Genomic DNA, 23,942 nt, shown 5'->3' with positions numbered 1-23,942 from the left:
ATGTCCGGCGCCCTGATCCGGCCCGACGCGACCCTCCCGGGCATCGGCGGCGCGGTCGCGGAGATCCCGCTGACGCATCCCGGCAATCGGCGCTGGTGGATCGCCTTCGCGGGCGCGGCTTCGCTCCTCGGCCTGTTCGCCCTCACCCTCGGCTACCTGCTCTACGCCGGCCCCGGGATCTGGGCCAACAACAACGCGGTCGTCTGGGCGCTGGACATCGCGAGCTACGATTGGTGGATCGGCGTCGCCTCCGGCAGCCTGCTGGTCTCGGCGATCCTGCTCCTTCTCGGCGCGGAGTGGCGCGGGGCGGTGAACCGCGTCGCCGAAACCCTGGCGCTGCTGGCCACCGCGGCCGCCGGGCTCTACCCGATCATCCATCTCGGGCGGCCGTGGTTCTTCTTCTGGAACCTGCCCTACCCCAACACCTACAATCTCTGGCCGCAGTTCCGCTCGCCGCTGCTCTGGGACGCGATCGACATCGTGTCGTTCCTGGTGATCTGTGTGAGCCTCTGGTTCATCGGCCTGCTGCCGGACCTCGCGACGCTGCGCGACCGGGCCCACAGCGAGGCTCTCCACCAGTTCGACGTGAAGGCGCCGACCCGCAGGCTCGCCCGGCTGCGCGCGCAGGTCTACGGCATCCTCGCCTCGGGCTGGCGCGGTTCGGCCGCCCACTGGCAGATCTGGGTCCAGGCCTACCGGACGGTGGCGCTGCTCGGCGTGCTGCTGGTGGTCTCGGTCCAGACCGGGGCCTCGGTGATGCTGGCGGGCTCGCTGATGCCCGGCTGGCACAGCACGCTCTTGCCGGTGAGCTTCCTGGTCAACGCGGTCTATTCGGGCGTCGGCGTCACGGCGGTGATCGTGATGCTGATCCGCCTCGTCTACGGTCTCGACGCCCTGGTGACCGACCGCCATCTCGACGTGCTCGGGCGGCTGCTGCTCTGCCTCGGCTGCGCCAGCGCCTATTGCTACGCGGCCGAGTATTTCGACACCTTCCTCAACGGCGACGCCGAGGGGCGTGGCGTCCTGGTCCGGCGCATGACCGGCGACCACGCGCTGGTATCCTGGACGGCGATCCTGTGCCTCGTCCTGCCCGCGCAGATCCTGTGGTCCGCCCGGGCCCGCACGGCGCCGCTGGCGATCGCGACGGTCGGTCTCCTCGTGGCGATCGGCGCCTATGCCGACCACGTCATGGTCCTGGTCGTCACCCTGACCCAGGACTTCCTGCCCTCCTCGAGGCTGCCCTACACGACCGATATCTGGGGCATCGCCACCTTCGCGGGCTCGATCGGGCTGTTCCTGACCCTGCTGCTCCTGTTCCTGCGCTACCTGCCGGCCGTCTCGATCGTCGAGAGCCGCCGCCTCGCCCTGACGGTGTCGCCGGCCGCCCAGGAGGCCGCCCGGATGGCGGCGTCCCGGGCCACGGGCCGCCCGGAGGAGAACCCGGTCACCGCGCCCCTGTGGGGCGTGTCGGCGACCTTCGCGAGCCAGGGCGACCTCGCCGCCGCCCTCCAGGCGGTCTCCGGGATCAGCCCGGATCAGGTCCATCTCGACGGGCACGGCCCGGTGCCGATGCCCCGTACCCTGCGGCCCCTTGGCCTGGAGGGGCGCTCGATCCTGCCCTACGCCCTCGCCGGGGCCCTGCTCGGCGGCTTCGGCTTCTTCGCGCTATGCGTCTACGCCACGGCCTACGACTACGTGTTCCTGATCGGCGGCCGCCCACGCCTGTCCTGGCCCTCCTTCGTGGTCCCCAGCGTCTCCTTCGCGATGATGGCGGGCTGCGTGGCGATCCACCTCGCGCTCCTCGTGCTCAACCGGCTGCCCCGCCTGAACCACCCGGCCTTCAACATCCCGGGCTTCCTGCGGGCCTCGGAGGACCGGTTCTTCCTCTCCGCGGAGGCGCGGGGCGACCGGTTCGACGCGGCGCGGATCGAGCGGCGGCTCGCGTCCCTTCCGGCCGAGGCCGGTCGCCCCCTCGAGATCCGGCGGATCCCGCGATGAGGCGCGCCGCTCCGCGCACCGGGCCGCGCGCCCTCCTGGCCTGTCTGGCCCTCGCACCCCTGGCGGCTTGCGGCGAGGCCGACATGGCCGATCAGGCCCGGGCCAAGACCTGGGACAAGAACCCGTTCTTCCCCCGCGAGATCACCATGCGCCAGCCGGTGGCCGGCACCGTGCCGCGGCTCGATCCGGCCCGCGCGGCGCCGCAGCCGCAGACGATCAGCCGGGCGCTGCTCGACCAGGGCCGCGAGCGCTACGGGGTGTTCTGCACCCCCTGCCACGGGCAGGACGGCTGCGGCGCCGGGATGATCGTGGCCCGGGGCTTCCCGCACGCCGGCGACCTCACCGCGGGGCCCGTGCGCGCGGCCTCCGCGTCCGACCTCTACGACGCGATCTCGAACGGCCGGAAGGCGATGTTCGGCATGGCCCAGATGATCCCCTCCACCGACCGTTGGGCGATCGTCGCCTATGTCCGCGCTCTCCAGCTCAGCCAGGACGCCCCGGTGGCGAGCCTGCCGGCGGCGGATCGCGCGCGGCTGGAGGCGACGCCGTGAGTCGCCCCGCCCTGCTCGGCCTCGCCGGCCTCGTCTTCCTGGCCGTCTGCCTGATCGCGGGCGGCTGGCGCGGGGCCGCGGCCTCGTATCTCGCGGCGTGGCTCGTCCTCCTCGCCCTGCCGGTCGGCGCCCTGCCGGTGGTCATCGTCGCCGAGCGCTTCGGCAAGCGGGTCCGCGAGCGCGGCGGCATCGAGATGCTGGCGGGTCTGCGCCGGCTGACGGCGCTGATGCCGGTTGCGGCCGTGCTGGCGCTGCCGCTCCTGGCCGCCGCGCCCCTGCTCTATCCCTGGGCGAGCGGCCCGGCGCGCACGCCGCTCGCCGCCCTGTGGTTCACGATGCCGTTCTTCGTGATCCGGGTGATCGTCTACCTCGCGGCCTGGACCTGGCTGGCGCTGCGCTTCGCCCGCCCGTTCGAGGCGCCCGGCGAGGGGCGGACCGTGCCGGCGGTGGGGCTGCACGCGGTCATCGGCACGCTGTTCGTCACCGACGTCGTCGCCTCCCTGGATCCGCGGCTCGACTCCACACTCCTGGGTCTCCTGGTGATGACGGCGTGGAGCGGCCTCGCTTTCGCGGCGGCGATCCTGCTGGCCTGGGAGGAGCCGGAGCCCGTGGGCCGCGGCCGCACCGCGCCCGGACGGGGCCGGCTGGTGCCCCTGGTCGTGCTCCTCGCCCTCTGGGCCTACCTGCACTTCGTGCAGTTCCTGATCGTCTGGTCGGCCAACCTGCCGCCCGAGGTGGCGTGGTACTTCGCCCGCGGCGGCTGGGTCGGGCGGGCGCTGGCGATCGTGGCTGGCGCGGTCGTGGTGCTGGCCGGGCTCGCGACCCTCCGGCCCGGGCGCCCGACCACCCGGATCCTGGCCGGCGCGGCCCTCGCCGTCCACGCCCTGGAGATGTTCTGGCTGGTCACCCCGGCGGTGCGCGACCGCTTCGTCCTCCGGCCGAGCGACGTGCTGGCCGCCGGCGCCGTGTCCTGCCTCGCGGCCGCGCTGCGCCCCCTGATGCGTCCGCGCGCCGACCGCGCGGCCTCCGCCGCCCGCCGCGCCGGGAGGCCGGCATGAGCGCGAATGGACCTTCCGGGCTGATCCCCGCCATCCTCGCCGGGCTGACTTTGCGCGGGAGCAGCCTGCTGAACGGGCGCCCGCCGCGTCCGGCGGCCAACACCCAGCGCGATCCGAACGATCCCGGCCACGAGACGCGCGACGTCAACGTCCGCAACACCGTGATGGTGATGGCGGGCCTCGCGCTCACTGTGCTGGCGATCGTCGGCACGATGGTCTGGATGATGACCACCTTCGCGGCGAGCCAGCGCCGGGCATTGCCCGCCCTGACGCCCCAGCAGACGACGCGGCTGGCGCCGCCGCCGCCGAACCTGCAGGCCGATCCTTTCGCCGATCTCGACCGCGAGCGGGCCGCGACCGAGGGGCACCTCGCCGGCTACGGCTACCGGGACGAGGCCCGCACCCGCGCCCGCATCCCGATCGGGCGCGCCATGGACCTGACCGTCGGCCGCTCCCTCGAACCGGCGGAGCCCGCTGCGCGATGACGCCGAGCCACGATTCCCTCCAGCTCTGGCCCGCCGCGGTCTCCGCCACCGCGACCGAAACGGACCTGCTCATCCTGGCCTTCACGGTGCTGACGCTGCTGCTGACCGTGCCGGTCTTCGTGGCGATCACCTACTTCGCCGTGCGCTACCGCGAGGGCTCGGAGGCGAACCGGAGCCCGTCCGGCATCCGTTCGAACCTCATCGAGATCAGCTGGATGCTGATCCCGTTCCTGCTGACGCTGATCTTCTTCGTCTGGGGCGCGCGGCTGTACGTCCACTCGAAGAACCCGCCCCCCGACGCCATGGTGGTCGAGGCGATCGGCCGGCAATGGATGTGGAAGTTCCAGCACCCGACCGGCCAGTCCGAGATCAACAACCTGCACCTGCCGATCGGCCAGCCGATCCGCCTGCACATCATCAGCCAGGACGTGATCCACGCCCTCTATCTGCCGGCCGTGCGGATGCAGGTGGCGGCCCTGCCCGACCGCTACACCGACCTGTGGTTCAAGGCCGACAAGGTTGGCACCTACCACCTCTACTGCTCGGAATATTGCGGCACCGACCATTCGGTGATGGGCGGCGAGGTCACGTTCATGAACCCCGGCGACTACCAGGACTGGCTGACCCATGCCGGCGCGCAGCAGGGCAAGGTCGCGGCCGGGCGCGCCCTCTACGAGGCCTATGGCTGCGCCGGGTGCCACGAGCCCGGCTCGGCCGTGAAGGCGCCGAGCCTCGCGGGCCTCTACGGCAGCCAAGTGAAGCTCGCCGACGGCCGCACCGTCACGGCCGACGAGGGGTGGTTGCGCGAGAAGATCCTGAACCCGAACGGCGACCGGCTCGCCGGCGGCGGCAAGCAGGTGATGCCGAGCTTCGCCGGCCGGATCCCGGCGGACGAGCTCGGCACGCTGATCGATTTCCTGAAATCCTACGCGGCCCCGGCCGCCGGCAAGGCCGCGGACGCGACGCCGCCGGGAGCGACACGATGAGCGCATCGGGCAGCATCGGCGGCACCGCCCGCCGCGAACCCCACGCCCCGGAATCGACGATCGGGCGCAAGGCCGATTACCTGCACGCGGAATCGACCCTGCGCTCGTGGTTCCTCACCACCGACCACAAGCGCATCGCGCTCCTCTACCTCGCGTCGATCACCGGCTTCTTCGTGATCGGCGCCCTGGCGGCGGGCGTGGTGCGCCTCGCGCTGATCGTGCCGAACGGCGCGATCATGACCAACGACACCTACAACAAGGCCTTCACCATCCACGGGGTGGTGATGGTCTGGTTCTTCCTGATCCCGTCGATCCCCGCGACCTTCGGCAATTTCCTGATCCCGCTGATGATCGGGGCCAAGGACCTGGCCTTCCCGAAGCTCAACCTGACCAGCTGGTACGTGTTCATGGCCGGCGCCCTGTTCACCCTGGTCTCGGTGGTGCTGGGCGGGGTCGATACCGGCTGGACCTTCTACGCTCCGCTCTCGACGGCCTTCTCGAACACCTGGGTCCTGCCGGCGCTGATCGGCGTGACCATCGTGGGCTTCTCGTCGATCCTGACCGGGCTCAACTTCGTGGTCACGATCCACACCATGCGGGCGCCCGGCATGACGTGGTTCAAGCTGCCGATCTTCGTCTGGGCGCACTACGCCACCAGCCTGATCTTCCTGCTCGCCACACCCGTCATCACCACCGCGCTGATCCTGTTGATCGCGGAGCGCGCGTTCCATATCGGCGTGTTCGATCCGGCCTATGGCGGCGACCCGGTGCTGTTCCAGCACCTGTTCTGGTTCTACTCGCACCCGGCCGTGTACATCATGGTCCTACCCGGCATGGGGGTGATCTCCGAGATCGTCCCGGCCTTCGCGCAGAAGAAGCTGTTCGGCTACCGTTTCGTCGCCTACGCGTCGATCGGGCTGGCCTCGGTGACCTTCTTCGTCTGGGGCCACCACATGTTCGTCAACGGCCAGAGCGACCTGGCCTCGCTGGTGTTCTCGGCGCTGTCCTTCGCGGTCGCGGTGCCCTCGGCCGTGAAGGTCTACAACTGGACCGCCACGATCCATAAGGGCGCGCTCCGCCTCGACACGCCGATGCTCTACGCGATGGGCTATATCGGCCTGTTCGTGCTCGGCGGCCTCACCGGCCTCTACCTCGCGACGCTCGCCATCAACCAGCACATCCACGCGACCTACTTCGTGGTCGCGCATTTCCACTACATCATGGTCGGCGGCACGGTGCTGGCCTTCCTCGGCGGCCTGCACTTCTGGTGGCCCAAATTCACCGGCCGGATGTACAGCGAGCCCTGGGGTCGGGTCTCGGCGCTGCTGATTTTCCTCGGCTTCAACGTGACCTTCTTCCCGCAGTTCATCCTGGGCTACCTCGGGATGCCGCGGCGCTACGCGACCTACCCGGCCGAGTTCCAGCTCCTCAACGTCCTGTCGTCGGCGGGCGCCACGATCCTGGCGGCGGGCTACATCTTCCCGATGCTCTACCTCGTCTATTCCCTGTGGTTCGGGCGCAAGGCACCCGCGAACCCGTGGAACGCGAAGGGGCTCGAGTGGGAGACGTCGTCCCCGCCGCCGACGCACAATTTCCTGTCCCCGCCCGAGGTGCCGCGCATCCCCTACGACTACCCGATCCAGGCTCAGGAATCCCGGGACCAGCACGGATGAGCGAGCGGCTGGCCGACGGCGTCGGGGTCGCCCGCGCCGAGCATTTCGAGACCGTCGCGCAGCAGCGCGAGGCGGCGACGCTCGGCATCTGGGCGTGGCTGATCACCGAGCTGCTCCTGTTCTCGGCGCTCTTCCTGGTGGCGCTGATCACCCGGATCCAGCACCCCGAGGCGACGGTCGCGGCCGCCAAGCACCTCAAGTTCTGGATCGGTGCCACCAACACCGTGGTGCTGATCTGCTCCTCGCTCACCATGTCGATGGCGATCGAGTTCTCGCGCATGGGCTGGCAGCGCGCCATGGTCCGGGCGATGCTGGCGACCGCGGCGCTCGGCGGCCTGTTCCTCGTGCTGAAGGGCTACGAGTACTACGCCGACTGGGACGAGCACATGATGCCGTTCCTCAGCAACCGGCCGTTCGCCCTCGCCGAGACACCAGCGGCGCGGCTGTTCGTGAACCTCTACTACGTCGCGACGCTGCTCCACGCGCTGCACCTGTTCACCGGCATCGCGCTCCTGCTCGGCATGACCTGGATGGCTGCCAAGGCCGGGTTCCTGTCGCGCCACCAGAACTGGATCGAGGTCTACGGCCTGTACTGGCACTTCATCGATCTGGTCTGGATCCTGGCCTTCCCGATCCTCTACGTGGTGAACCGGTAGGATGCGGAGCCCCCTCGCGACCTTGAGCGCCGACGACCGCGCCCTGCTCCGGAAGCGCCTGCGCACCCCGGTGCTCACCTTCCTGGCGCTGCTCGCCCTGCTCGCCGTCAACGTGACTCTCGGCGCCACCCTCCCCTTCGCGCAGGTCTGGATCGTCGAGCTCGCCGTCGTCGCCGTGATGGTGGCGCTGATCCTCCTCGTCTCCATGGAGGTGATCCACGAGCCGCCGCTGATCCGGCTGTTCGCGGGACTCGGCTTCTTCTGGGTCGCCATCTTGGTCGGCATGACACTGACCGACTATCTCGCCCGCTGAGCCGGCGCGAAAGCCGTTGTCGGGATCGCGGAACACTCCTAAACGTCGCGGCTTCCCCGCAGAGCCCGGCTGAAACACGATGTGCGAACTGCTCGGCATGAGCGCCAACGTGCCGACCGACATCCGCTTCTCGTTCGCGGGCCTCGCCCGGCGCGGCGGCGAGACCGGGCCGCACGCCGACGGCTGGGGCATCAGCTTCTACGACGGCCGCACCTGCCGCAGCTTCCACGAGCCGGAGCCGAGTGCCCGCTCGCAGCTCGCCCGGCTCCTGCGCGACATGCCGATCAAGAGCCGGATCGTCGTCGCCCATGTCCGCAAGGCCAATCGCGGCCGGGTCAGCCTGGAGAACACCCATCCGTTCGCCCGGGAATTGTGGGGGCGCCGCTGGACCTTCGCGCATAACGGCCAGCTCAAGGGCGTGAAGCGCCTGCCGCTCGGCGGCTTCATGCCGATCGGGTCCACCGACAGCGAGCACGCCTTCTGCTGGATGCTGGGACGGCTCCAGGCCCGGTACAAAGCCTTGCCCCGGCCCGAGACCCTCGACCGGGCGGTGGCGGACCTCGCGGGCGAGCTGCACGCGCTCGGCGTGTTCAACATGCTGCTGACCGACAGCCGCACCCTCTACGCCCATTGCGGCAAGCGCCTCTGCTATCTCACCCGCCGTGCCCCCTTCGGGAAGGCCACCCTGATCGACGAGGACTGGCAGGTGGATTTCTCCGAGGAGACCACCGAGCACGACGTGGTGACGGTGATCGCAACCCAGGCGCTGACCCGGGACGAGTGCTGGACCGACCTCGCCCGCGGCGACGTCCTGACCCTGCGGGACGGGGCGATCCGACTGTTGCGGCCGGCCAACTTAGCTTAAGTGTAGTTTGCCCGAGGGTGCATGCCCGCCCCCGATGCGCTAGAACCCCGGTAACAGGGGCGCATCGGCCGGACTTCCCCCCGGTTCAAGCCGGCAAGCGCTCCGCCTCGACCTTCTCGGGACCGCAGGTCGAGCCACGATGAGCTGACGAGCGCGATACGCATGACCCGCGACGACACCGATACCGTCCTGTCCCAGGAGGACGGGACGCGGGATGGCCGCCCGAACCTGGCCCCCGGCATCCGGACGCATCTTGGGGAGCACCTGCGCACGGTCTACGACCGGATCGGCGAGGAGACGCTGCCGTCCCGGTTCGCCGAGCTGATCGAGAAGCTCGAGGCGGCGCTCCGGGCCCGCGGCGAGGCGATCGAGCCGGAATTCCGCAACGGCCTGCTCGCCGCGGTTCCGTCCCTGCGCGCCTTCGCGCTGTCGCTGACCTCGAATCCGGCCCGCTCGGACGACCTCGTCCAGGACACCCTGCTCAAGGGCTGGCAGCACCGCGCCCGGTTCCAGCCGGGGACCAACCTGAACGCGTGGCTGTTCACGATCCTGCGCAACATCTTCTACTCGGATCACCGCAAGCGGGTCCGCGAGGTCGAGGATCAGGACGGGTCCTATGCCGCCCGCCTCGCCACCGCCCCGCACCAGGGCGACCGGCTCGACGTCGAGGATCTGCAATCGGCGCTGGCCAAGCTGCCGCCGGACCAGCGCGAGGCCCTGGTCCTGGTCGGCGCCGAGGGCGTCTCCTACGAGGAGGCCGCGGCGATCATGGGCTGCAAGGTCGGCACCGTGAAGAGCCGCGTCAGCCGCGCCCGCGGCCGGCTCGCGGAGCTGTTGGGCTACGACGAGGAGGATCTCGGCTCCGACCGGTTCATCCAGTCGGCAATGCCCAAGGACGCGTAGCCGCTCCCCGGCCTCGGGCCGGCGCATTGTAAAATAGGATGCATCCGAAACCGGGGATCGGGCGTTACCGGCCCGAGCTTCGCCGCGTCTCCGCGGCGGAACACCACGGAACGGAGCAACCCCGTATGACCTTCAAGACCCTCATCGCCGCCTCGGCCCTCGCCCTGTCGCTGCCGCTGGCCGCCCAGGCCCAGGGCACGATCCCGGGCGCCGAGCGCGGCGCGGCCGCAGGTGCCGATGCGGCCGGCCCGATCGGCGGCATCGTCGGCGGCGCGGTCGGTGCGGCCACCGGCACGGTGGGCGGCATCCTCGGCGTCGACATGGCCCCGCGCTTCCGCAGCTACGTCCGCGAGCGCAACGTCCGCTCGTACGATTATGACGGCCGCGTCGCCGTCGGCTCGACCCTGCCGGCCTCGGGCGTGACCTACTACGACGTGCCGAGCGAGTACCGCGTGCAGCCGGGCTACCGCTACACCGTGGTGAACGACCGCCCGGTGCTGGTCGACCGCGGTCACCGCATCGTCGAGGTCATCGACTAACATCCCGGGCCGGTCCAGTACCGGCCCACAATCCCCCGGAGCCTGCGCTCCGGGGGCCTTCCCCCAGAAGCGGCCGTCGGCGCAACGCTTCATCCGTCCGGCCGTTGATAGGCGGTCCGACCCGTGAGGCGATCATGAACGACGATCCCAACATGCCGAGTAAATCGCTGCCCGAGCCCGTGCGCGACCATCTCGGCCAGCAGCTTCGCGGCGTCCTGCCCGTCGAGGCCGACAAGCCCCGCTTCCTCGGCGACGATCCGGTGCCGGAGGTGTTCGAGCCGCAGATCCGCCGGCTCGAGACGCGCCTGAAGACTCACGAGGAAGGCACCGGCGCCGTCGGTCAGGCCCTGGACCAGATCCTCGACGCGTTCGGCGTCAGGCCCGAGGACACCGACAAGCGCGCCGGCTGAGCCCTCAGATTCGAGGCTTCGTCGCCAGGAGGTCGCGGATCTCCGAGAGCAGCTTCACGTCGGCCGGCATCTCGTCGGGCTTCTTGGCCTCGGCGTGCTGCAGCTTGTTCATGGCGCGGATCACCAGGAACAGCACGAAGGCGACGATCAGGAAGTTCAGGGTCAGCGTCAGGAACTGCCCGTAACCGATGACGGCACCTTGCTTCTTGGCATCCACGTAGGGCAGGCCAGCCTGCACCTTGGACGAGAGCGGGATGTAGTAGTTCGGGAAGTCGAGCCCCCCGGTCGCCGCGCCGATTACCGGCATGAAGACGTCTTGGACCGCCGAGTTGACGATGGCCCCGAAGGCCGCGCCGATGATCACGCCGACCGCGAGATCGACCACGTTCCCGCGCAGCGCGAATTTTTTGAATTCTTCGAGCATCCGCCAGCCCCCGCCGATTGCTGCCAAGATAGGGGCCGGTGCCGGGACGGCCAGGGTCCAGCATGAGGCCGGCCGCATCACCGTCGACGGCTTCTCGTCTTTGCGCGCGGGGGCGAAGCACTCCAGCCGCGCGACGCTGCCCGATGGTGTGCGGCCCCGGATTGCTTCGATCCGCGCGCAAAGACGGCGCGCGGTCCGCTAGGCTGGGTCTGCCGGATTGGTCATCGGCGGCCCCTCCCCGGTCGCGGCGGCGAGCTCCGCCTTGGCCCGGCGGCGGTACTGGGCGGCGACGACCGGGATGGTCAGCAGGTAGCCGGCACTCACCGTGACCAGCGCCTCGAAGGGATAGCTGATCAGGATGCCGAAAGCCGCGACCCCGAACAGGAAGATCGGCAGGACCAGGCTGCGCGGCACCCGCTTGCCCATGGTCTTGCCCGAATAGGTCGGCACCGTGGAGACGACCATGAGGGCGATGCACAGGACGTAGATCAGGATCGCCGGCGCGGCCCACTTCTCCAGGCCGAACCCGAGGAAGTGCAGGTAGAGCGGCAGCATCGCGGTGAGCGCCCCCGCCGGCGCCGGCATGCCGACGAAGAAGTCCTTCTTCCAGTCCGGCCGGTTCGGGTCGTCCAGCATGGCGTTGAAGCGGGCGAGCCGCAGCGCCATGGCGATCGCGAAGATCAGCGCGACGATCCAGCCCACCGACTTCAGGTGGAAGAGCACGAAGCCGTAGAGGATCAAGGCCGGGGCGCAGCCGAAATTCACGAAGTCGGCGAGCGAGTCGAGCTCGGCCCCGAAGCGCGAGGTGCCCTTGAGCAGCCGCGCCACCCGCCCGTCGATGCCGTCGAGGACGCCCGCCGCCACCACGGCGATCACCGCGGGCTCGAACTTGCCCTCGAAGGCGAGCCGGATCGCGGTCAGCCCGAGGCAGAGCGCCATCAGGGTGATCATGTTGGGCGCGATCATCCGGAACGGCACCGGCTTGAACCGGCGCGGGCGCGGCTCGTTCGGATCGGGCGCGAAGGGCGGGAAGAGCTCGTCCATTGTCCGCCTCAGATCCGCTTGAACACCCGGTCCGGGCCGCCGCCGAGATCGGCCAGGACCGTCTCGCCGGCCACCGCCTTCTGGCCGAGCCCGACCAGCACGGTCGCGCCCGCCGGCAGGTAGACGTCCACCCGCGAGCCGAATCGGATCAGCCCGAACCGCTCGCCGACGCCGAGCACGTCGCCCGCCGAAACGAACCCGACGATCCGCCGGGCCACGAGGCCGGCGATCTGCACCACGCCGACGCGCTTCGGCTGGCCGGCATGGCTGGTCTCGATGACCATGCCGTTGCGCTCGTTGTCGTCGCTGGCCTTGTCGAGCTCGGCGTTGAGGAACAGGCCCGGCGTGTAGTGGATCTGGCCGATCCGGCCCGCCACCGGCACCCGGTTCACGTGGCAGTCGAACACGTTCATGAACACCGAGACCCGCAAGGTCGGCACCTGCGGCAGATCGAGCTCGGGCGGCGGCAGGACGGTGGCGATGAGGTTCACGCGCCCGTCGGCGGGCGAGACCACGAGCCCGTCCGCCACGGGGGTGACGCGTTCCGGATCGCGGAAGAAGTAGCAGACCCAGAGGGTGAGGATCAGGAAGATCCAGCCGAAGAACTGGGAGAAGTAGCCGGCCAGCACGGTCAGCACGATGCCGATCAGGATGAAGGGATAGCCCTCCTTGTGAATCGGCACGAGCGTCCGGCGGATCGTCTCGATCAGGTCGGTCATTGTTTTTTCGGACTCACGGGGCCGCGGGCTGGCGGACAGGTCGGACGCGCGGATGGCAGCCCGTCGGGCCGCCGTCAACTTTCCAAGGGTCGCGGGCGACCCCGCATGTCGGCGGCCTGGGACAGGGAACCGGGCTCCGGGCCGCTTCAGCGCCGCCGAAGATCGAGGGCGCATGCCTGGGAGCCGCAAGGCAAGGAGGGTCTTTACAGGCCTCCCGTCATCCCGGGGCCGCGCGGCGGAGCCCGGGATCCAGACACGCCGACGCGGCAAGGTCTGCACCGCCGGCGATTGTGGATTGCCCGCCTCCGGCGTGCCCCTTCGGGTCCGTGCTCGCCTGCGGCGCCCCGGAATGACTTGGCCAGAACCGAAAGGGCGCCGCATCGCCCCCATACGGCATCGTCCCGCGCGCCTTTGGCGCCGAGGGCATCGGCCGGGGCGATGGCGGTTGAGAGCCACCGATGCGGGCTGCCACAGCCGCCTCGACGCCGCTGTGGCGGAGGCCTACGGGTGGCCGAACGATCCCGCCGACGGGCGGATCCTGGCGCGGCTCTCGCCCCCGATTCGAGCGTGCGGCGGCCGGGCGTTAGAACAAGGACACCGCCATGGTCGTACGCATCGCCCTCCTCGGTCTCGGCGCCATGGGCCATCCCATCGCCCGCAATCTCGCGGCCAAGCGCGCCTCCGAGGCCGAGACGATCGTCGCGGTGGATTCCGATCCGGCGCGCCTCGCCGGCCTCGACGCGCCGGGCCTCGTCGCCACGGCGGATCCGGCGGCCATCGACGGCGCCGAGGTGCTGTTCCTGTGCCTGCCGAACGGCGACGTGGTCGAATCGGTCCTGCTCGGCGCGGGCCGGCTCGCCGAGCGGTTGGCGCCCGGAGCGGTCGTGGTCGATCTCAGCACCATCGCGCACGCCAAGGCCGTGGCGATCGGCCGGGCCCTGGAGGCGACCGGGCGGCGCTTCATCGACGCCCCGGTCTCGGGAGCGCCCGCCGGCGCGGAGGCCGCGACGCTGACCGTCATGTGCGGCGGCGAGACCGAGGCCGTCGCGCAGGTGCGCCCGCTGCTGGAGCGGATCGGCACCCGCATCCTCCACATGGGACCGGTCGGGGCCGGCCAGCTCACCAAGACGATCAACAACGTGCTCTACGACATCAACATCGCGGCGCTCGCCGAGGTGCTGCCGATGGCGGTCGCCATGGGGCTCGATCCCGATCAGGTCGCCGCGGTGGTCACCACCGGGACGAGCCGGAGCTACGCGTCGCAGTATTTCGTGCCCCGCATCCTGCAGGGGCGCTTCGACGAGGGCTACCCGCTGGGCGCGGCCTACAAGGACTTGGTCGCCGCCGCGGCGGTCGCGGCGGAGAACGGCTTCCCCATGCCGGTCACGTCGGCCGCCACCGCCACCTACCAGACGGCGCTCCGCCAGGGCCACGCCGACAAGGACAAGGGCGCGATGGTGCTGCCGTTCGAGGACCTGCTCGGGGTCAGGGTGCGATCGGGCCGGTAGGGCCGGATCCAACCCTGGCCGTCCCCGATAGGGTGGTAGACGTGCGGCCTGACCGGCAAGCCGGACCCGCCGCTCCGGGTCTCGTCGCGATGAGGCGGGAGCGGCGCAGCTCTGGCCTTCCCGTCACTCCGCCGCCGCCGTCTCCGGCACGGCGCCGCGCCCGCGCACCGGCACAACAGGGGCATCGGCCCGCTGGAGCACCTCCAGGGCGGCGTCGGCTTCCCGCTGGCGGTCCCAGAGCGCCGCGTAGACGCCGCCGGTCTCCAGCAGCTCCGCATGGGTGCCGCGCTCGACGATGCGGCCGTGGTCGAGGACCAGGATCGCGTCGGCGTTGACCACCGTCGAGAGCCGGTGGGCGATCACCAGGGTGGTGCGGCCGCGGCTGACCCGGTCCAGAGCCGACTGGATCTCCGCCTCGGTGAAGGAATCGAGGGCCGAGGTCGCCTCGTCGAGCACCAGGATCGGCGGTGCCTTCAGGATTGTTCGGGCGATGGCGACCCGCTGCTTCTCGCCGCCCGAGAGCTTCAGGCCGCGCTCGCCCACCGGCGTGTCGTAGCCCTCCGGCAGGCTCGACACGAAGCCATCGATCTGCGCGAGCCGGGCCGCCTCGCGCAGCTCGGCGTCGGTGGCGTCGGCGCGGCCGTAGCGGATGTTGTAGCCGATCGTGTCGTTGAACAGCACCGTGTCCTGCGGGACCATGCCGATCGCGGCGCGCAGGCTCGCCTGCGTCACCGCGGCGATGTCCTGCCCGTCGATGCTGATCCGGCCGGCCGAGGGCTCATAGAACCGGAACAGCAGCCGCGAGAGCGTCGACTTGCCGGCCCCCGAGGGCCCGACCACCGCCACGGTCTGCCCCGCCTGGATCGTGAAGGAGACGCCCCGCAGGATCGGCCGCTCGGGATTGTAGGCGAAGCGCACGTCCTCGAACCGCACCGTGCCGCCCGCAACCGCCAGCGGCGCGGCGCCGGGCCGGTCGGCGATCTCGGGGTTCTGCCCGAGGATGCGGAACATGTCGTCGATGTCGATCAGCGCCTGTTTGATCTCCCGGTAGATCATGCCCATGAAGTTGAGCGGCATCGAGAGCTGCACCAGCATGGTGTTGGCGAGCACGAAGCCGCCGATCGTGGTGCGCCCGGCCATGATATCCCGGGCTGCGAGCCACATCACCACGGTCATGCCCAGCGTGAAGATCACCGCCTGCCCGGCATTGAGCACCGCCAGCGACACGTAGGTCTGCGTCGAGGCCTTTTCGTACTTGGCCATCGACTCGTCGTAGCGGGAAGCCTCCCGACGCTCCGCGCCGAAATACTTCACCGTCTCGTAGTTGAGCAGCGAGTCGACCGCCTTGGTGTTGGCGTCGGTATCCGACGCGTTCATCCGGCGGCGGATGGCGATCCGCCACTCGGTCGCCTTGTAGGTGAAGGCCAGGTAGGCCGCGACCGTCAGGAAGGCGGTCGCCGCGTAGGTCCAGCTGAACTCGTAGGCCAGCACGCCCAGCACCAGCACGAACTCGACGATGGTCGGCACCAGGGTCAGCACCATCAGGCGCGACAATTCCTCGATGCCGGCGCGGCCGCGCTCCAGAACCCGGGTCAGGCCGCCGGTCTTGCGCTCCAGGTGGAAGCGCAGGGACAGGCGGTGCATGTGCTCGAAGGTCTGGAGCGCCAGCCGCCGCACCGCGTGCATCGCCACCTTGGCGAACAGCCCGTCGCGCACCTGGGTCAGCGCCGACATGGCGATCCGCGACACGCCGTAGAGGGCGATCAGCAGCATCGGCGCGGCGAGCAGACCCGTCGGCACCGGCGCATGATCGCCCCCTTGGCCGCCGACCGCCGCGACCAGCGCGTCGGTGATCCACTTGAAGGTGAACGGCGTCACCATGGTCACCAGCTTGGCGGCGAGCAGCAGGCCGAAGGCCAGGAAGACGCGGCGCTGCAGGTCGGGCCGGCCATGGGGCCAGAGATGCGGCCAGAGCCGCCGGTAGGTGGCGATCAGGCCGGGGCGCTCGGCCGGGATCTTCGGCCCGGCCGCGGGCGCTGTGTCATCGGTCATGCGGGTTCTGTCGGGAGGAGCGTTACGAGACCCGCATATAGGCGTGTGACCGCGCCGGATCACCCGCGTTGCGTGCATGTCCCGGTCTCACGCCCGCCAGAACGGCTTGTCGATCTCCGCGCGCAGATCCCACGGCTCGAGGCCGATATCCCGGAGCTGGTCGGGATGGAGTGCCGCGAGGGCGCGCCGCGTGCGGATCCGGCGCAGCCAGAGCCGGAGCACGGACGGGCCCGCGGCGGGGCGGAGGGAAGCGGGTGAGGCTGACAGCGTGACGGTGGGCATCGCGGACGATCCGGTGGCAGGGGTTGCAGTCCGGCCGGGATTGCTGGCGGAGGATTGATCCGATACATAGCTCGGATCAATCGAAACATTGAACTCGGAGCAATAATGCGGTCCGCGGATTACCGGTCCGTCGCCGACGCCATCGCGGCCGAGATCGCGGCGGGCCGGATGCGCCCCGGCGAGCGGCTGCCGCCGCAGCGCGACTTCGCCTATGCCCGCGGCATCGCGGTCTCGACGGCGAGCCGGGTCTACGCGGAGCTGGCGCGCCGGGGGCTCACAACCGGCGAGGTCGGGCGGGGCACCTATGTCCGGAGCGATGCGGGCTCCGTCGGGCCGCTCCAGCCGGAGCCGCCCCCGGCGGCGGTCGATCTGCAGCGGACCCATTCGCGGCTGCCCGAGCAGGAGACCGTGCTGGCGGAGACGCTCGCGGCCCTGGCGCGGAGCGGCGGCGAGATCGGGTTCAGCCAGTACGGGCCGGCGGGGACGCCCCGGGCGCGGGCGGTCGCGGCCGGGTTCCTGGCTCGCGACGATTACGCGCCCGAGCCGGCCGACATCCTGTTCACCGGCAACGGCCGGCAGGCGCTCGCCGCCGCCCTGGCGGCGCTGGCGGCGCCGGGGGCGCGGATCGGCTGCGAGCCGCTGACCTATCCGGCGGTGCGGGGCATCGCCGCCCGGCTGGGGATCACCCTGGTGCCGGTCGCCATGGACGCGGACGGGATGTGCCCGGAGGCCCTCCTCCAGGCGCATCGGACGGCGCCGCTGAGCGGTGTCTACATCCAGCCGACCCTGCAGAACCCCCTGGGGGTCACGATGGGGCCGGCGCGGCGCGCGGACCTTGCGGCGTGCCTCGACCGGACGGGGCTCACCGCCATTGAGGACGCGGTCTACGGCTTCCTGGCCGACTCGCGGCCGCTCGCCAGCTTCGTCCCGGACCGGGTGATCCTGATCGACAGCCTCTCGAAGCGGGTGATGCCGGCGCTGACGGTGGGCCTGATCGCCGCGCCCCCGCACCTGACCGACCGGCTCGCGGCCTCGGTCCGCCAGGGCGCCTGGACGGCGCTCGGCCTATCGCTCGCGGCCGGGATGCACTGGATGGCCGGAGGCTCGGCGGCCGCGCTCGCGGAGGCCAAGCGCCGGGACGCCACCGCCCGGCAGGCCGTCGCCCGGGCGGCGCTCGCGGACCTGCAGGTGGTCGGCGATCCGCACGCCTATCACCTGTGGCTCGAACTGCCCGAGACGTGGCGGGCCGAGGCCTACGCGGCCGCTGCCCTGCGCCAGGGCATCGCCCTCCTCCCGGCCTCGGCCTTCGCGGTCCATCCCGGCCACGCGCCGAACGCGGTCCGCCTCGCGCTCGCGTCTCCGTCGCGGGAAGAGCTCGACCGGGCGCTGCGCAGCCTGCGCCGACTCGCCTTCGCGGGGGACGATCAGGTCGTGGAGTGAACGGGGCGCGACGCCGGGTCCGACACCTCTCGGCAGCGAGAACGCCTCGACAGGACAGCGAAGGGCATCTGCCGTCCGTAGTGCTTCTTTCTACCCTACATCAGGAAGAAGAACAGGGAGGGTGTCCGCACTACAAATAACCACCTTCCGGTTGATCGATTCCCTGATCCGGCCACTCATGGCTTCGTCTTGGCTCGAGCAGAATTGGGTATCAGCGTGGGAAATGGATCCGGCTAAGGAACTGATCTGCGTCCAATAGGGATCCACCCCGCCCCCGTGTATCTCTTGCTCCCTACCACTGGCCATCAGGAGGCCAGCCGGGGTTGTTGGTTGTGAAGACCATCTCCAAGATCCAGCGTATGTTCTGGGGCCATCACAGCATCCGGGAGATCTCCCGCCAGGTGCGCCTGTCCCGCAAGGTCGTGCGCAGGGCGCTACGCTCGGACATAATCTCCTTCGCCTACAAGCGCCAGCATCAGCCCTGGCCCTGGCTCGACGGACACATCGCGCGCCTCTACGCCCTACCGGCCGAGGAGCTTGCCAAGCCCAAACGCGAACAGTTGAGCCTCAGTCAGTTTAAATGGCTTCGTTCTGCCAAACCATTTGGATGGCGCTTTGGTGCGGCCTGCGCTTTTACCTCCCCACGACCATGCCGTTGCCAGGGATGCGAATCGTTTAAGGCAATCGTTGAACCTCGATGATTCGCCGATCTGGTTCGGCATGCTGTGGCTGCTGCCACCGATCGAGAGGAGGTCAACGTCTCCGCTTGACTTTTCAGCGTGAGCAGGGCGGCGAACGACACTGCGGGCTGTGGCTCGGGCTTTCCGACAGAGGCGGCCTCCGAGACGATCCGTGACGTAGTGTTGTGCAGGCGACGTTGGCGACGCTGTCTAGCCAAGTCCGAAGCCGAATGTTCAGGTCTACGAAGTCGCGGGAAAAGCGGGTGAGAGATGGCCGTTCAGTAGTAGCCTCATTGTTTAGGTTTTTCTTACCGCTCGAGGTTAATTAATGCTCGCACGCTACTGCGTTGGCTCGCCGAGTCGGCCGAAGATTCATCTTATTTAAATTAAAATTTCGCGGATCGATAATGTCCCTTATCTTGCACTGTCTTGTGGTTGATGGATTGATAGCATCATTTCAACTAGAGGTTTGCCTGAAATGACAACGTTCGAACCACAAAATTTGTAAGTAGAATGCCGCCGACACTGAAAAATACCCCGCGCCGCAGTGCCGGCTGGCTGAAGGCACCTGTAAATCACCGCACTGATTCGGACATGACAGGATAAGAAATTTACTTAATGATTAATAATCTAGCCCACATCAACGTGCGTGGAGTCGGTCGCCATCTTTGGTGCCCGGTTGACTACATCGTAAAATCGACGGATTGCGAACTTTCGACGCGATAGAGCTCGACGTTCGTACCGCTCGAGGTCAGCAAGGTGTGGGAGAAGTTCCTCCAAGATTTCGATGTGCGCGCGCGTATCCGCTCCCGCTTCCCGCCCAGGTGTCAGGGATCCATTGTGCAGCACGGCCACCTTGTACGCCGAAACCCGCTGAATATGTAGCTGTGCTTCGGCTACGGCTCGCGCAGCCTCCAGAATAGTAGCATCGCGGTGGCGGTCGCCCGCGATGAGCTCAGCGAGTCGGTCAACTTCCACCTCCGTTTGAGGGTTGGGATCCACCGCTGAGAGACCATGTTTACGGGCATTCTGCCCCGAGCGCACTTTACCCGCCGGAGTGCGTGGGCCGGTGCTGGCCTGAGCGTTGCGACGATTGGCTTGACTGGCATGCTCGGAGGTCATCGCAGCCTAAGACTTCGGAACGACAGCCTATCGGGATTCCATATGCTCGACATCAAGGACGTCTGCAGTGGCAGACCGTACTTGCTGGGCGAAGTGCGCCCGCTTGCGTTCAATCTCACGCAAGAGCGTATCCCGGCGTTGATCTACTAACGATGCCAGCCTGTCGATACGCTCGATGGCCGGGAGATTCATGAGGAAACCGTGAGCCGTCACATTCATCGCCGTAAGGCCGCGCTTCTGAAGCAGTGCGTCGACCCGCTCTTTCTCGACCTGGCTATCAATAACCCAGCCTGCCGCAAGTGCATCGGGGGACGGACCTCCCAGCCTATCCAAGCCAAAAGGATCTGCATTCTGTAGAGCAGGACGTATCAATTCCTCTGCAGCCTTTACTCTGGCCTGTTCCAGGATCTGTCCGCGCCAGCGGCGAAGCCGTTTTGCCTCCCAGATGAAATTGACGATGTCTTTGACCCATATCGCTTCGATTACATCAGTCGGTTCGACATGCTGAATGATACTGCGTAGGAGCGCGTCGTATTGCTCCGTGTTCTCGCCAGATAGAAGGGGGCGCTCATCAAACAGGAAGTCGAGATGAGCTGGGACCGGCGGCAACAGCTCGCCCGACGTGGAAGTGTTCTCACGCCCAACATCATTCATTCGCTGCCTAGCCGGCCTTGGTCGGTTCGCCATCAGATTCGCCGTTCCTGCCTCGTTCTCCTTAGCGGAAGGTGCAGGGGTTGGGCAGAGCCGGCCAGCTCTATCGAGTGGGTCACTCACCGGAAATGTCGTCTGTTTTGGGCGCGGTGCCCTACCCTGCCCAGCGTCCGGCCCTGGACTGGAGCCCGAACGAGTATGGGTTTCGCGCAAGACCACGGTGCCGTTGATTTTGCGCTTGAGAGCACACTTTCTTGAGCCCGGCAACGGACGAGCGGGGCCGACAACGGCCCCCAGATGACGGATCTTCTGCCGCTTGGCCTCGGCGGTGCGGGCGTGATCGTGCCGCGTCTTTTCCCGACCACAAGCTTCGTGCGCCGGTCCCATGTTCTCAAGCGAATCGACTCCGCCGAGCTCGAGAGCCCGGATGTGTTCGACGATCCAGCGCTCGCGCACACCGTCGATACGTTGGCTGCAGACGACACAGGTGCCGGCTGTGCGTTCCCAAGCTTGGAGCCGCCGGCGTCCCGATAAGGACCGTCGCTGCTTTGTGCCGACGTCCTCAGGAACGACGAAGGGCATCGTGGGGGTCCCTTCGTGAGAGCGAGCAGTCAGTCAGGGCGTTGAGTGCCCGGTGAGTAAGGTCCTCCCAGTCGCACAGGAGCTGCTCATAGCGCTCGATCAGTGTCCTGAGTTCCGCGTCCTGCTCGCGAGGCACGAGCTTCACCTGGAGACTCAACGAGGCCACAGTCGGGCATGCGGGATCCGCCGCGCTCCTGCGCGAGCTGTTTCGGGGCATTGTGTGCCTCCACGTTCGATTGATGACGACGAGTTTAGTTGGAGCGGGCGCTTCCGCCGTCGCGCACTGTTGGTTCAGCGATCACGGCGCCGAGATCAGATTGCCTAACAAGTCCGACAAAGGCCGCCGCCTGGGTAAAGCCGTACGAGCGTTGTAGGAGATTGCGATGATGGACCGACCCACCGCATGGTCCTCCCCGCCCCTTCCGCCGCTCTCAAGTGCGGAAACCCGCCACGAGGCGCATCCTTTCGTCCGGGCTCGATGAGACTCTGCCCTCGTGTCACTATCAGGTTTCGAGCAGCCTTGGCGGCCTGCCATGCGGCAGTGAGGCCGACCGACATACTGGCGGACCAAGCGGCGCCGGTGCGAAGCTGATGGGCCTTCGCTGCTTCAGCGGCTGCCGCCATAATTGCTGCGCGGTCGAAGAGGCCGTTCGGAATGACGAGGCACGTGCGACGGATGCGGGCGAGCCCTTGGATCAGGGAGCGGGCTGAGACGACGCCGAGGGCGACATGTGCTCGGTCGCTATGTGCGTCGCGGAGAGCGGCATTCCAACAGATACGGCGCTGGAGAGGCATGGCGTTGAACCCTGCGGCTTGGCTTGATACTTATGGATCGTCTCGCGTCTGTCGTCAATCTCTATAGCCCTAAATGAGCCAAAAAGATCAAAACCTAGTGACGGGCAGGCAGATCGCTGCGGCGCGCTCACTTCTCGCAATTGGTCAAGCTGAACTCGCCACGTCGGCCTCGATTTCAGTGCCAACTCTCAAGCGTATGGAAGCGAGCGAGGGCCGAGCGACTGGTATGGCGAACAATGTGCGAGCGGTGATCACTGCCTTGGAAGCGGCAGGCGTCGATTTCATCCCGGCAAACGGCGGCGGGCCAGGCGTGCGGCTTCGGGACAACCGCGATGCCTGAAGAGCCGGACGAGCCGATCAGCCCGGGGAACGCCTGCGCGCCTATCGCTGTAGCGCCGCCGAGATCACGATGGTTAGGCAATGATCGGCACAGACTGCACGGACCTTCGCGCCCGGGCCGACGATGCCCCGGCTCGGCCCGGGTCGGACGCGCCGACATCTGTGACCTGAACGCTCTTTTCCGCGTTCTCCACTGGCATGGAGCACGCGACTTCATCGAAAGGTCAGCTTGACAGCCGAATCGGCGGCCCGCTCTGCGTCGAGGGAACTTGTGTCATGATCACGTTTTGACTTCGCCTGCGATGAAGCAATTAGCAGCGATGCTCTGCTCGTATTTAATCGTAGCGCAGATCCTGCTCCAAGTCTCGTAGATCTGCTGCCGTTCGAATATAGTGTGGACGATCGACCCGTCTGCCGATCCCTTGTCGATCGATCGATCGATCAGATCAGGGATACGGGAGGCGCAACTTGCGGAAGATCTTATGAAGATTGCGATGATTGGGGCCGGCTATGTCGGCTTGGTCTCGGGGGCGTGCCTGGCCGATTTCGGCCACACCGTGGTCTGCATCGACCGGGAGCCCGACAAGATCGCCAGCCTGAACGCCGGCCGCATGCCGATCTACGAGCCGGGCCTCGACGCGCTGGTCGCCGAGAACGTGCGGCAGCGCCGGCTCGCGTTCAGCACGTCGATGCGGGAGGCCGTGGCCGAGGCCGATGCGGTGTTCATCGCGGTGGGCACGCCCTCGCGCCGCGGCGACGGCTTCGCCGACCTGAGCTTCGTGTTCGACGCCGCCCGCGAGATCGCCGGGGCCTTGTCGGGCTTCACCGTGGTGGTGACCAAGTCGACGGTGCCGGTGGGCACGGGCGACGAGGTCGAGCGGATCATCCGGGAGGCCAACCCGGCCGCGGAGGTATCGGTGGCGTCGAACCCCGAGTTCCTGCGCGAGGGCGCGGCGATCGCCGACTTCAAGCGGCCCGACCGGATCGTGGTCGGCACCCAGGACGCCCGCGCCGAGGCGGTGATGCGCGAGGTCTACCGGCCGCTCTACCTCAACCAGGCGCCGATCCTGGTCACCGACCGGCGCACGGCCGAACTGACCAAGTACGCCGCCAACGCGTTCCTGGCCGCCAAGATCACCTTCATCAACGAGATCGCCGACCTGTGCGAGGCGGTCGGCGCCGACGTCCAGCAGGTCGCGCGCGGCATCGGCCTGGACAAGCGCATCGGCCCGAAGTTCCTGCATGCCGGGCCGGGCTACGGCGGCTCGTGCTTTCCCAAGGACACGCTGGCGCTGGTCAAGACCGCCCAGGATGCCGGCACGCCGCTGCGGCTGGTCGAGACCGTGGTGGCGGTCAACGACCAGAGGAAGCGCGCCATGGCCCGCAAGGTGATCAAGGCCTGCGGCGGCTCGGTGCGGGGCAAGACGGTGGCGCTGCTCGGGCTGACGTTCAAGCCCGACACCGACGACATGCGCGACGCACCCTCGCTGGCGATCGTGGCCGGGCTGCAGGATGCGGGCGCGCGGATCGTGGCCTACGATCCGGAGGGCATGGACCACGCCCGCGCGCTAATGCCGGAGGTGACCTACGCCGAGGACGCCTATGCCTGCGCCGAGGGCGCCGACGCCCTGGTCATCGTCACCGAGTGGAACGCCTTCCGGGCGCTGGATCTCGACCGCCTGCGTCAGACCATGGCGTCCGGAGACGCCGCCCCCGTCCTGATCGATCTCCGCAACATCTACGATCCCGAGAGCGCTGCACGCCACGGATTCACCTATCGCGGCATCGGACGCTGAGGCGGCTTGCTGCCGGGCGCCTACGATCGGCGCTCGATATCGGGCGCGAGGCGGTGCCGGTTCGGCGGCGG

23 protein-coding genes are annotated in these 23,942 nt (G+C 68.6%); 17 read left to right on the top strand and 6 right to left on the bottom strand.

What is annotated here, in order from left to right; translation table 11 throughout:
- From ABIE45_RS17270 to ABIE45_RS17215, 12 genes are all read left to right on the top strand, one after another.
- Positions 1-1,998, top strand: coding sequence for a quinol:electron acceptor oxidoreductase subunit ActD (locus ABIE45_RS17270; RefSeq protein ID WP_192709996.1), 1,998 nt, complete (start codon positions 1-3; stop codon positions 1,996-1,998).
- A complete protein-coding gene (locus ABIE45_RS17265; protein WP_192709995.1) occupies positions 1,995-2,549 on the top strand; it encodes a cytochrome c in 555 nt (184 codons plus the stop codon). Before ABIE45_RS17270 ends, ABIE45_RS17265 begins: the two co-directional genes overlap by 4 nt.
- Positions 2,546-3,607 (top strand): hypothetical protein, encoded by a 1,062-nt coding sequence (locus tag ABIE45_RS17260; protein ID WP_192709994.1) that lies wholly within the window; start codon positions 2,546-2,548, stop codon positions 3,605-3,607. Before ABIE45_RS17265 ends, ABIE45_RS17260 begins: the two co-directional genes overlap by 4 nt.
- Positions 3,604-4,092, top strand: coding sequence for a hypothetical protein (locus tag ABIE45_RS17255; protein ID WP_192709993.1), 489 nt, complete (start codon positions 3,604-3,606; stop codon positions 4,090-4,092). The genes ABIE45_RS17260 and ABIE45_RS17255 overlap by 4 nt, the downstream gene beginning before the upstream one ends.
- On the top strand, positions 4,089-5,078 hold the full coding sequence (gene coxB, locus ABIE45_RS17250; RefSeq protein ID WP_192709992.1) for a cytochrome c oxidase subunit II: 990 nt from the start codon (positions 4,089-4,091) through the stop codon (positions 5,076-5,078). The genes ABIE45_RS17255 and coxB overlap by 4 nt, the downstream gene beginning before the upstream one ends.
- Complete coding sequence (locus ABIE45_RS17245; protein ID WP_192709991.1) at positions 5,075-6,751, top strand: cbb3-type cytochrome c oxidase subunit I; 1,677 nt, start codon at positions 5,075-5,077, stop codon at positions 6,749-6,751. The genes coxB and ABIE45_RS17245 overlap by 4 nt, the downstream gene beginning before the upstream one ends.
- Complete coding sequence (locus tag ABIE45_RS17240) at positions 6,748-7,407, top strand: cytochrome c oxidase subunit 3 (RefSeq protein WP_192709990.1); 660 nt, start codon at positions 6,748-6,750, stop codon at positions 7,405-7,407. The genes ABIE45_RS17245 and ABIE45_RS17240 overlap by 4 nt, the downstream gene beginning before the upstream one ends.
- Before the next feature lies 1 nt (position 7,408).
- A complete protein-coding gene (locus ABIE45_RS17235; RefSeq protein WP_192709989.1) occupies positions 7,409-7,720 on the top strand; it encodes an oxidase in 312 nt (103 codons plus the stop codon).
- A 79-nt stretch (positions 7,721-7,799) separates the two neighbouring features.
- Positions 7,800-8,585 (top strand): class II glutamine amidotransferase, encoded by a 786-nt coding sequence (locus tag ABIE45_RS17230; RefSeq protein ID WP_192709988.1) that lies wholly within the window; start codon positions 7,800-7,802, stop codon positions 8,583-8,585.
- Between the two features lie 162 nt (positions 8,586-8,747).
- Entirely contained in the window at positions 8,748-9,488 is a 741-nt protein-coding gene (locus ABIE45_RS17225; protein ID WP_192709987.1) for a NepR family anti-sigma factor, read from the top strand.
- 125 nt (positions 9,489-9,613) lie between these two features.
- Positions 9,614-10,027 (top strand): DUF1236 domain-containing protein, encoded by a 414-nt coding sequence (locus ABIE45_RS17220; RefSeq protein ID WP_192709986.1) that lies wholly within the window; start codon positions 9,614-9,616, stop codon positions 10,025-10,027.
- Between the two features lie 134 nt (positions 10,028-10,161).
- On the top strand, positions 10,162-10,437 hold the full coding sequence (locus ABIE45_RS17215; RefSeq protein WP_192709985.1) for a hypothetical protein: 276 nt from the start codon (positions 10,162-10,164) through the stop codon (positions 10,435-10,437).
- A gap of 4 nt (positions 10,438-10,441) precedes the next feature.
- Here the strand turns inward: ABIE45_RS17215 and mscL are convergent, their stop codons facing one another.
- The 3 genes from mscL to ABIE45_RS17200 form a co-directional block, all read right to left on the bottom strand.
- Positions 10,442-10,861: a large conductance mechanosensitive channel protein MscL gene (mscL, locus tag ABIE45_RS17210; RefSeq protein WP_192709984.1), complete on the bottom strand. Its 420-nt coding sequence runs from the start codon at positions 10,859-10,861 to the stop codon at positions 10,442-10,444.
- Positions 10,862-11,059: 198 nt separating this feature from the next.
- Complete coding sequence (locus ABIE45_RS17205; protein ID WP_192709983.1) at positions 11,060-11,905, bottom strand: phosphatidylcholine/phosphatidylserine synthase; 846 nt, start codon at positions 11,903-11,905, stop codon at positions 11,060-11,062.
- Positions 11,906-11,913: 8 nt separating this feature from the next.
- Positions 11,914-12,663 carry a phosphatidylserine decarboxylase gene (locus ABIE45_RS17200; RefSeq protein ID WP_210331941.1) on the bottom strand — a complete coding sequence of 250 codons (750 nt, stop codon included), beginning with the start codon at positions 12,661-12,663 and terminating at the stop codon, positions 11,914-11,916.
- A gap of 563 nt (positions 12,664-13,226) precedes the next feature.
- Between ABIE45_RS17200 and ABIE45_RS17195 the strand changes: the two genes are divergently transcribed.
- Positions 13,227-14,132, top strand: a complete 906-nt coding sequence (locus tag ABIE45_RS17195) for an NAD(P)-dependent oxidoreductase (protein WP_192709982.1) — start codon at positions 13,227-13,229, stop codon at positions 14,130-14,132.
- A gap of 123 nt (positions 14,133-14,255) precedes the next feature.
- Here the strand turns inward: ABIE45_RS17195 and ABIE45_RS17190 are convergent, their stop codons facing one another.
- Positions 14,256-16,184, bottom strand: a complete 1,929-nt coding sequence (locus ABIE45_RS17190) for an ABC transporter ATP-binding protein/permease (protein ID WP_192709981.1) — start codon at positions 16,182-16,184, stop codon at positions 14,256-14,258.
- 87 nt (positions 16,185-16,271) lie between these two features.
- Entirely contained in the window at positions 16,272-16,466 is a 195-nt protein-coding gene (locus tag ABIE45_RS17185; protein WP_192709980.1) for a DUF1127 domain-containing protein, read from the bottom strand.
- Positions 16,467-16,571: 105 nt separating this feature from the next.
- Between ABIE45_RS17185 and ABIE45_RS17180 the strand changes: the two genes are divergently transcribed.
- Both ABIE45_RS17180 and ABIE45_RS17175 read left to right on the top strand, forming a co-directional pair.
- A complete protein-coding gene (locus ABIE45_RS17180; protein WP_192709979.1) occupies positions 16,572-17,906 on the top strand; it encodes a PLP-dependent aminotransferase family protein in 1,335 nt (444 codons plus the stop codon).
- A gap of 323 nt (positions 17,907-18,229) precedes the next feature.
- Positions 18,230-18,607 (top strand): hypothetical protein, encoded by a 378-nt coding sequence (locus ABIE45_RS17175; protein ID WP_192709978.1) that lies wholly within the window; start codon positions 18,230-18,232, stop codon positions 18,605-18,607.
- A 1,128-nt stretch (positions 18,608-19,735) separates the two neighbouring features.
- Here the strand turns inward: ABIE45_RS17175 and ABIE45_RS17170 are convergent.
- Positions 19,736-20,941: an HNH endonuclease gene (locus ABIE45_RS17170; RefSeq protein ID WP_192709977.1), complete on the bottom strand. Its 1,206-nt coding sequence runs from the start codon at positions 20,939-20,941 to the stop codon at positions 19,736-19,738.
- 868 nt (positions 20,942-21,809) lie between these two features.
- Between ABIE45_RS17170 and ABIE45_RS17165 the strand changes: the two genes are divergently transcribed.
- Together ABIE45_RS17165 and ABIE45_RS17160 are read left to right on the top strand one after the other, a co-directional pair.
- Positions 21,810-22,076 carry a transcriptional regulator gene (locus ABIE45_RS17165; RefSeq protein ID WP_192709976.1) on the top strand — a complete coding sequence of 89 codons (267 nt, stop codon included), beginning with the start codon at positions 21,810-21,812 and terminating at the stop codon, positions 22,074-22,076.
- Between the two features lie 481 nt (positions 22,077-22,557).
- Entirely contained in the window at positions 22,558-23,871 is a 1,314-nt protein-coding gene (locus tag ABIE45_RS17160) for a UDP-glucose/GDP-mannose dehydrogenase family protein (RefSeq protein ID WP_192709975.1), read from the top strand.
- Positions 23,872-23,942 lie beyond the last annotated feature (71 nt).

Origin of the sequence: Methylobacterium sp. OAE515, from assembly GCF_041806315.1 — a bacterium.
GTDB classification, from domain to species: domain Bacteria; phylum Pseudomonadota; class Alphaproteobacteria; order Rhizobiales; family Beijerinckiaceae; genus Methylobacterium; species Methylobacterium tardum.
Note: the sequence above shows the minus strand (reverse complement) of the source record. Positions and strands in the feature narration are given on the sequence as shown.

Coding starts and splice junctions, on each gene's coding strand:
- coxB (WP_192709992.1), top strand. CDS start 4,089: ATGACGCCGAGCCACGATTCCCTCCAGCTCTGGCCCGCCGCGGTCTCC.
- ABIE45_RS17235 (WP_192709989.1), top strand. CDS start 7,409: ATGCGGAGCCCCCTCGCGACCTTGAGCGCCGACGACCGCGCCCTGCTC.
- ABIE45_RS17195 (WP_192709982.1), top strand. CDS start 13,227: ATGGTCGTACGCATCGCCCTCCTCGGTCTCGGCGCCATGGGCCATCCC.
- ABIE45_RS17220 (WP_192709986.1), top strand. CDS start 9,614: ATGACCTTCAAGACCCTCATCGCCGCCTCGGCCCTCGCCCTGTCGCTG.
- ABIE45_RS17245 (WP_192709991.1), top strand. CDS start 5,075: ATGAGCGCATCGGGCAGCATCGGCGGCACCGCCCGCCGCGAACCCCAC.
- ABIE45_RS17170 (WP_192709977.1), bottom strand. CDS start 20,941: ATGCCCTTCGTCGTTCCTGAGGACGTCGGCACAAAGCAGCGACGGTCC.
- ABIE45_RS17270 (WP_192709996.1), top strand. CDS start 1: ATGTCCGGCGCCCTGATCCGGCCCGACGCGACCCTCCCGGGCATCGGC.
- ABIE45_RS17225 (WP_192709987.1), top strand. CDS start 8,748: ATGACCCGCGACGACACCGATACCGTCCTGTCCCAGGAGGACGGGACG.
- mscL (WP_192709984.1), bottom strand. CDS start 10,861: ATGCTCGAAGAATTCAAAAAATTCGCGCTGCGCGGGAACGTGGTCGAT.
- ABIE45_RS17160 (WP_192709975.1), top strand. CDS start 22,558: ATGAAGATTGCGATGATTGGGGCCGGCTATGTCGGCTTGGTCTCGGGG.
- ABIE45_RS17230 (WP_192709988.1), top strand. CDS start 7,800: ATGTGCGAACTGCTCGGCATGAGCGCCAACGTGCCGACCGACATCCGC.
- ABIE45_RS17185 (WP_192709980.1), bottom strand. CDS start 16,466: ATGCCCACCGTCACGCTGTCAGCCTCACCCGCTTCCCTCCGCCCCGCC.
- ABIE45_RS17255 (WP_192709993.1), top strand. CDS start 3,604: ATGAGCGCGAATGGACCTTCCGGGCTGATCCCCGCCATCCTCGCCGGG.
- ABIE45_RS17265 (WP_192709995.1), top strand. CDS start 1,995: ATGAGGCGCGCCGCTCCGCGCACCGGGCCGCGCGCCCTCCTGGCCTGT.
- ABIE45_RS17190 (WP_192709981.1), bottom strand. CDS start 16,184: ATGACCGATGACACAGCGCCCGCGGCCGGGCCGAAGATCCCGGCCGAG.
- ABIE45_RS17165 (WP_192709976.1), top strand. CDS start 21,810: ATGAGCCAAAAAGATCAAAACCTAGTGACGGGCAGGCAGATCGCTGCG.
- ABIE45_RS17205 (WP_192709983.1), bottom strand. CDS start 11,905: ATGGACGAGCTCTTCCCGCCCTTCGCGCCCGATCCGAACGAGCCGCGC.
- ABIE45_RS17240 (WP_192709990.1), top strand. CDS start 6,748: ATGAGCGAGCGGCTGGCCGACGGCGTCGGGGTCGCCCGCGCCGAGCAT.
- ABIE45_RS17215 (WP_192709985.1), top strand. CDS start 10,162: ATGAACGACGATCCCAACATGCCGAGTAAATCGCTGCCCGAGCCCGTG.
- ABIE45_RS17180 (WP_192709979.1), top strand. CDS start 16,572: ATGCGGTCCGCGGATTACCGGTCCGTCGCCGACGCCATCGCGGCCGAG.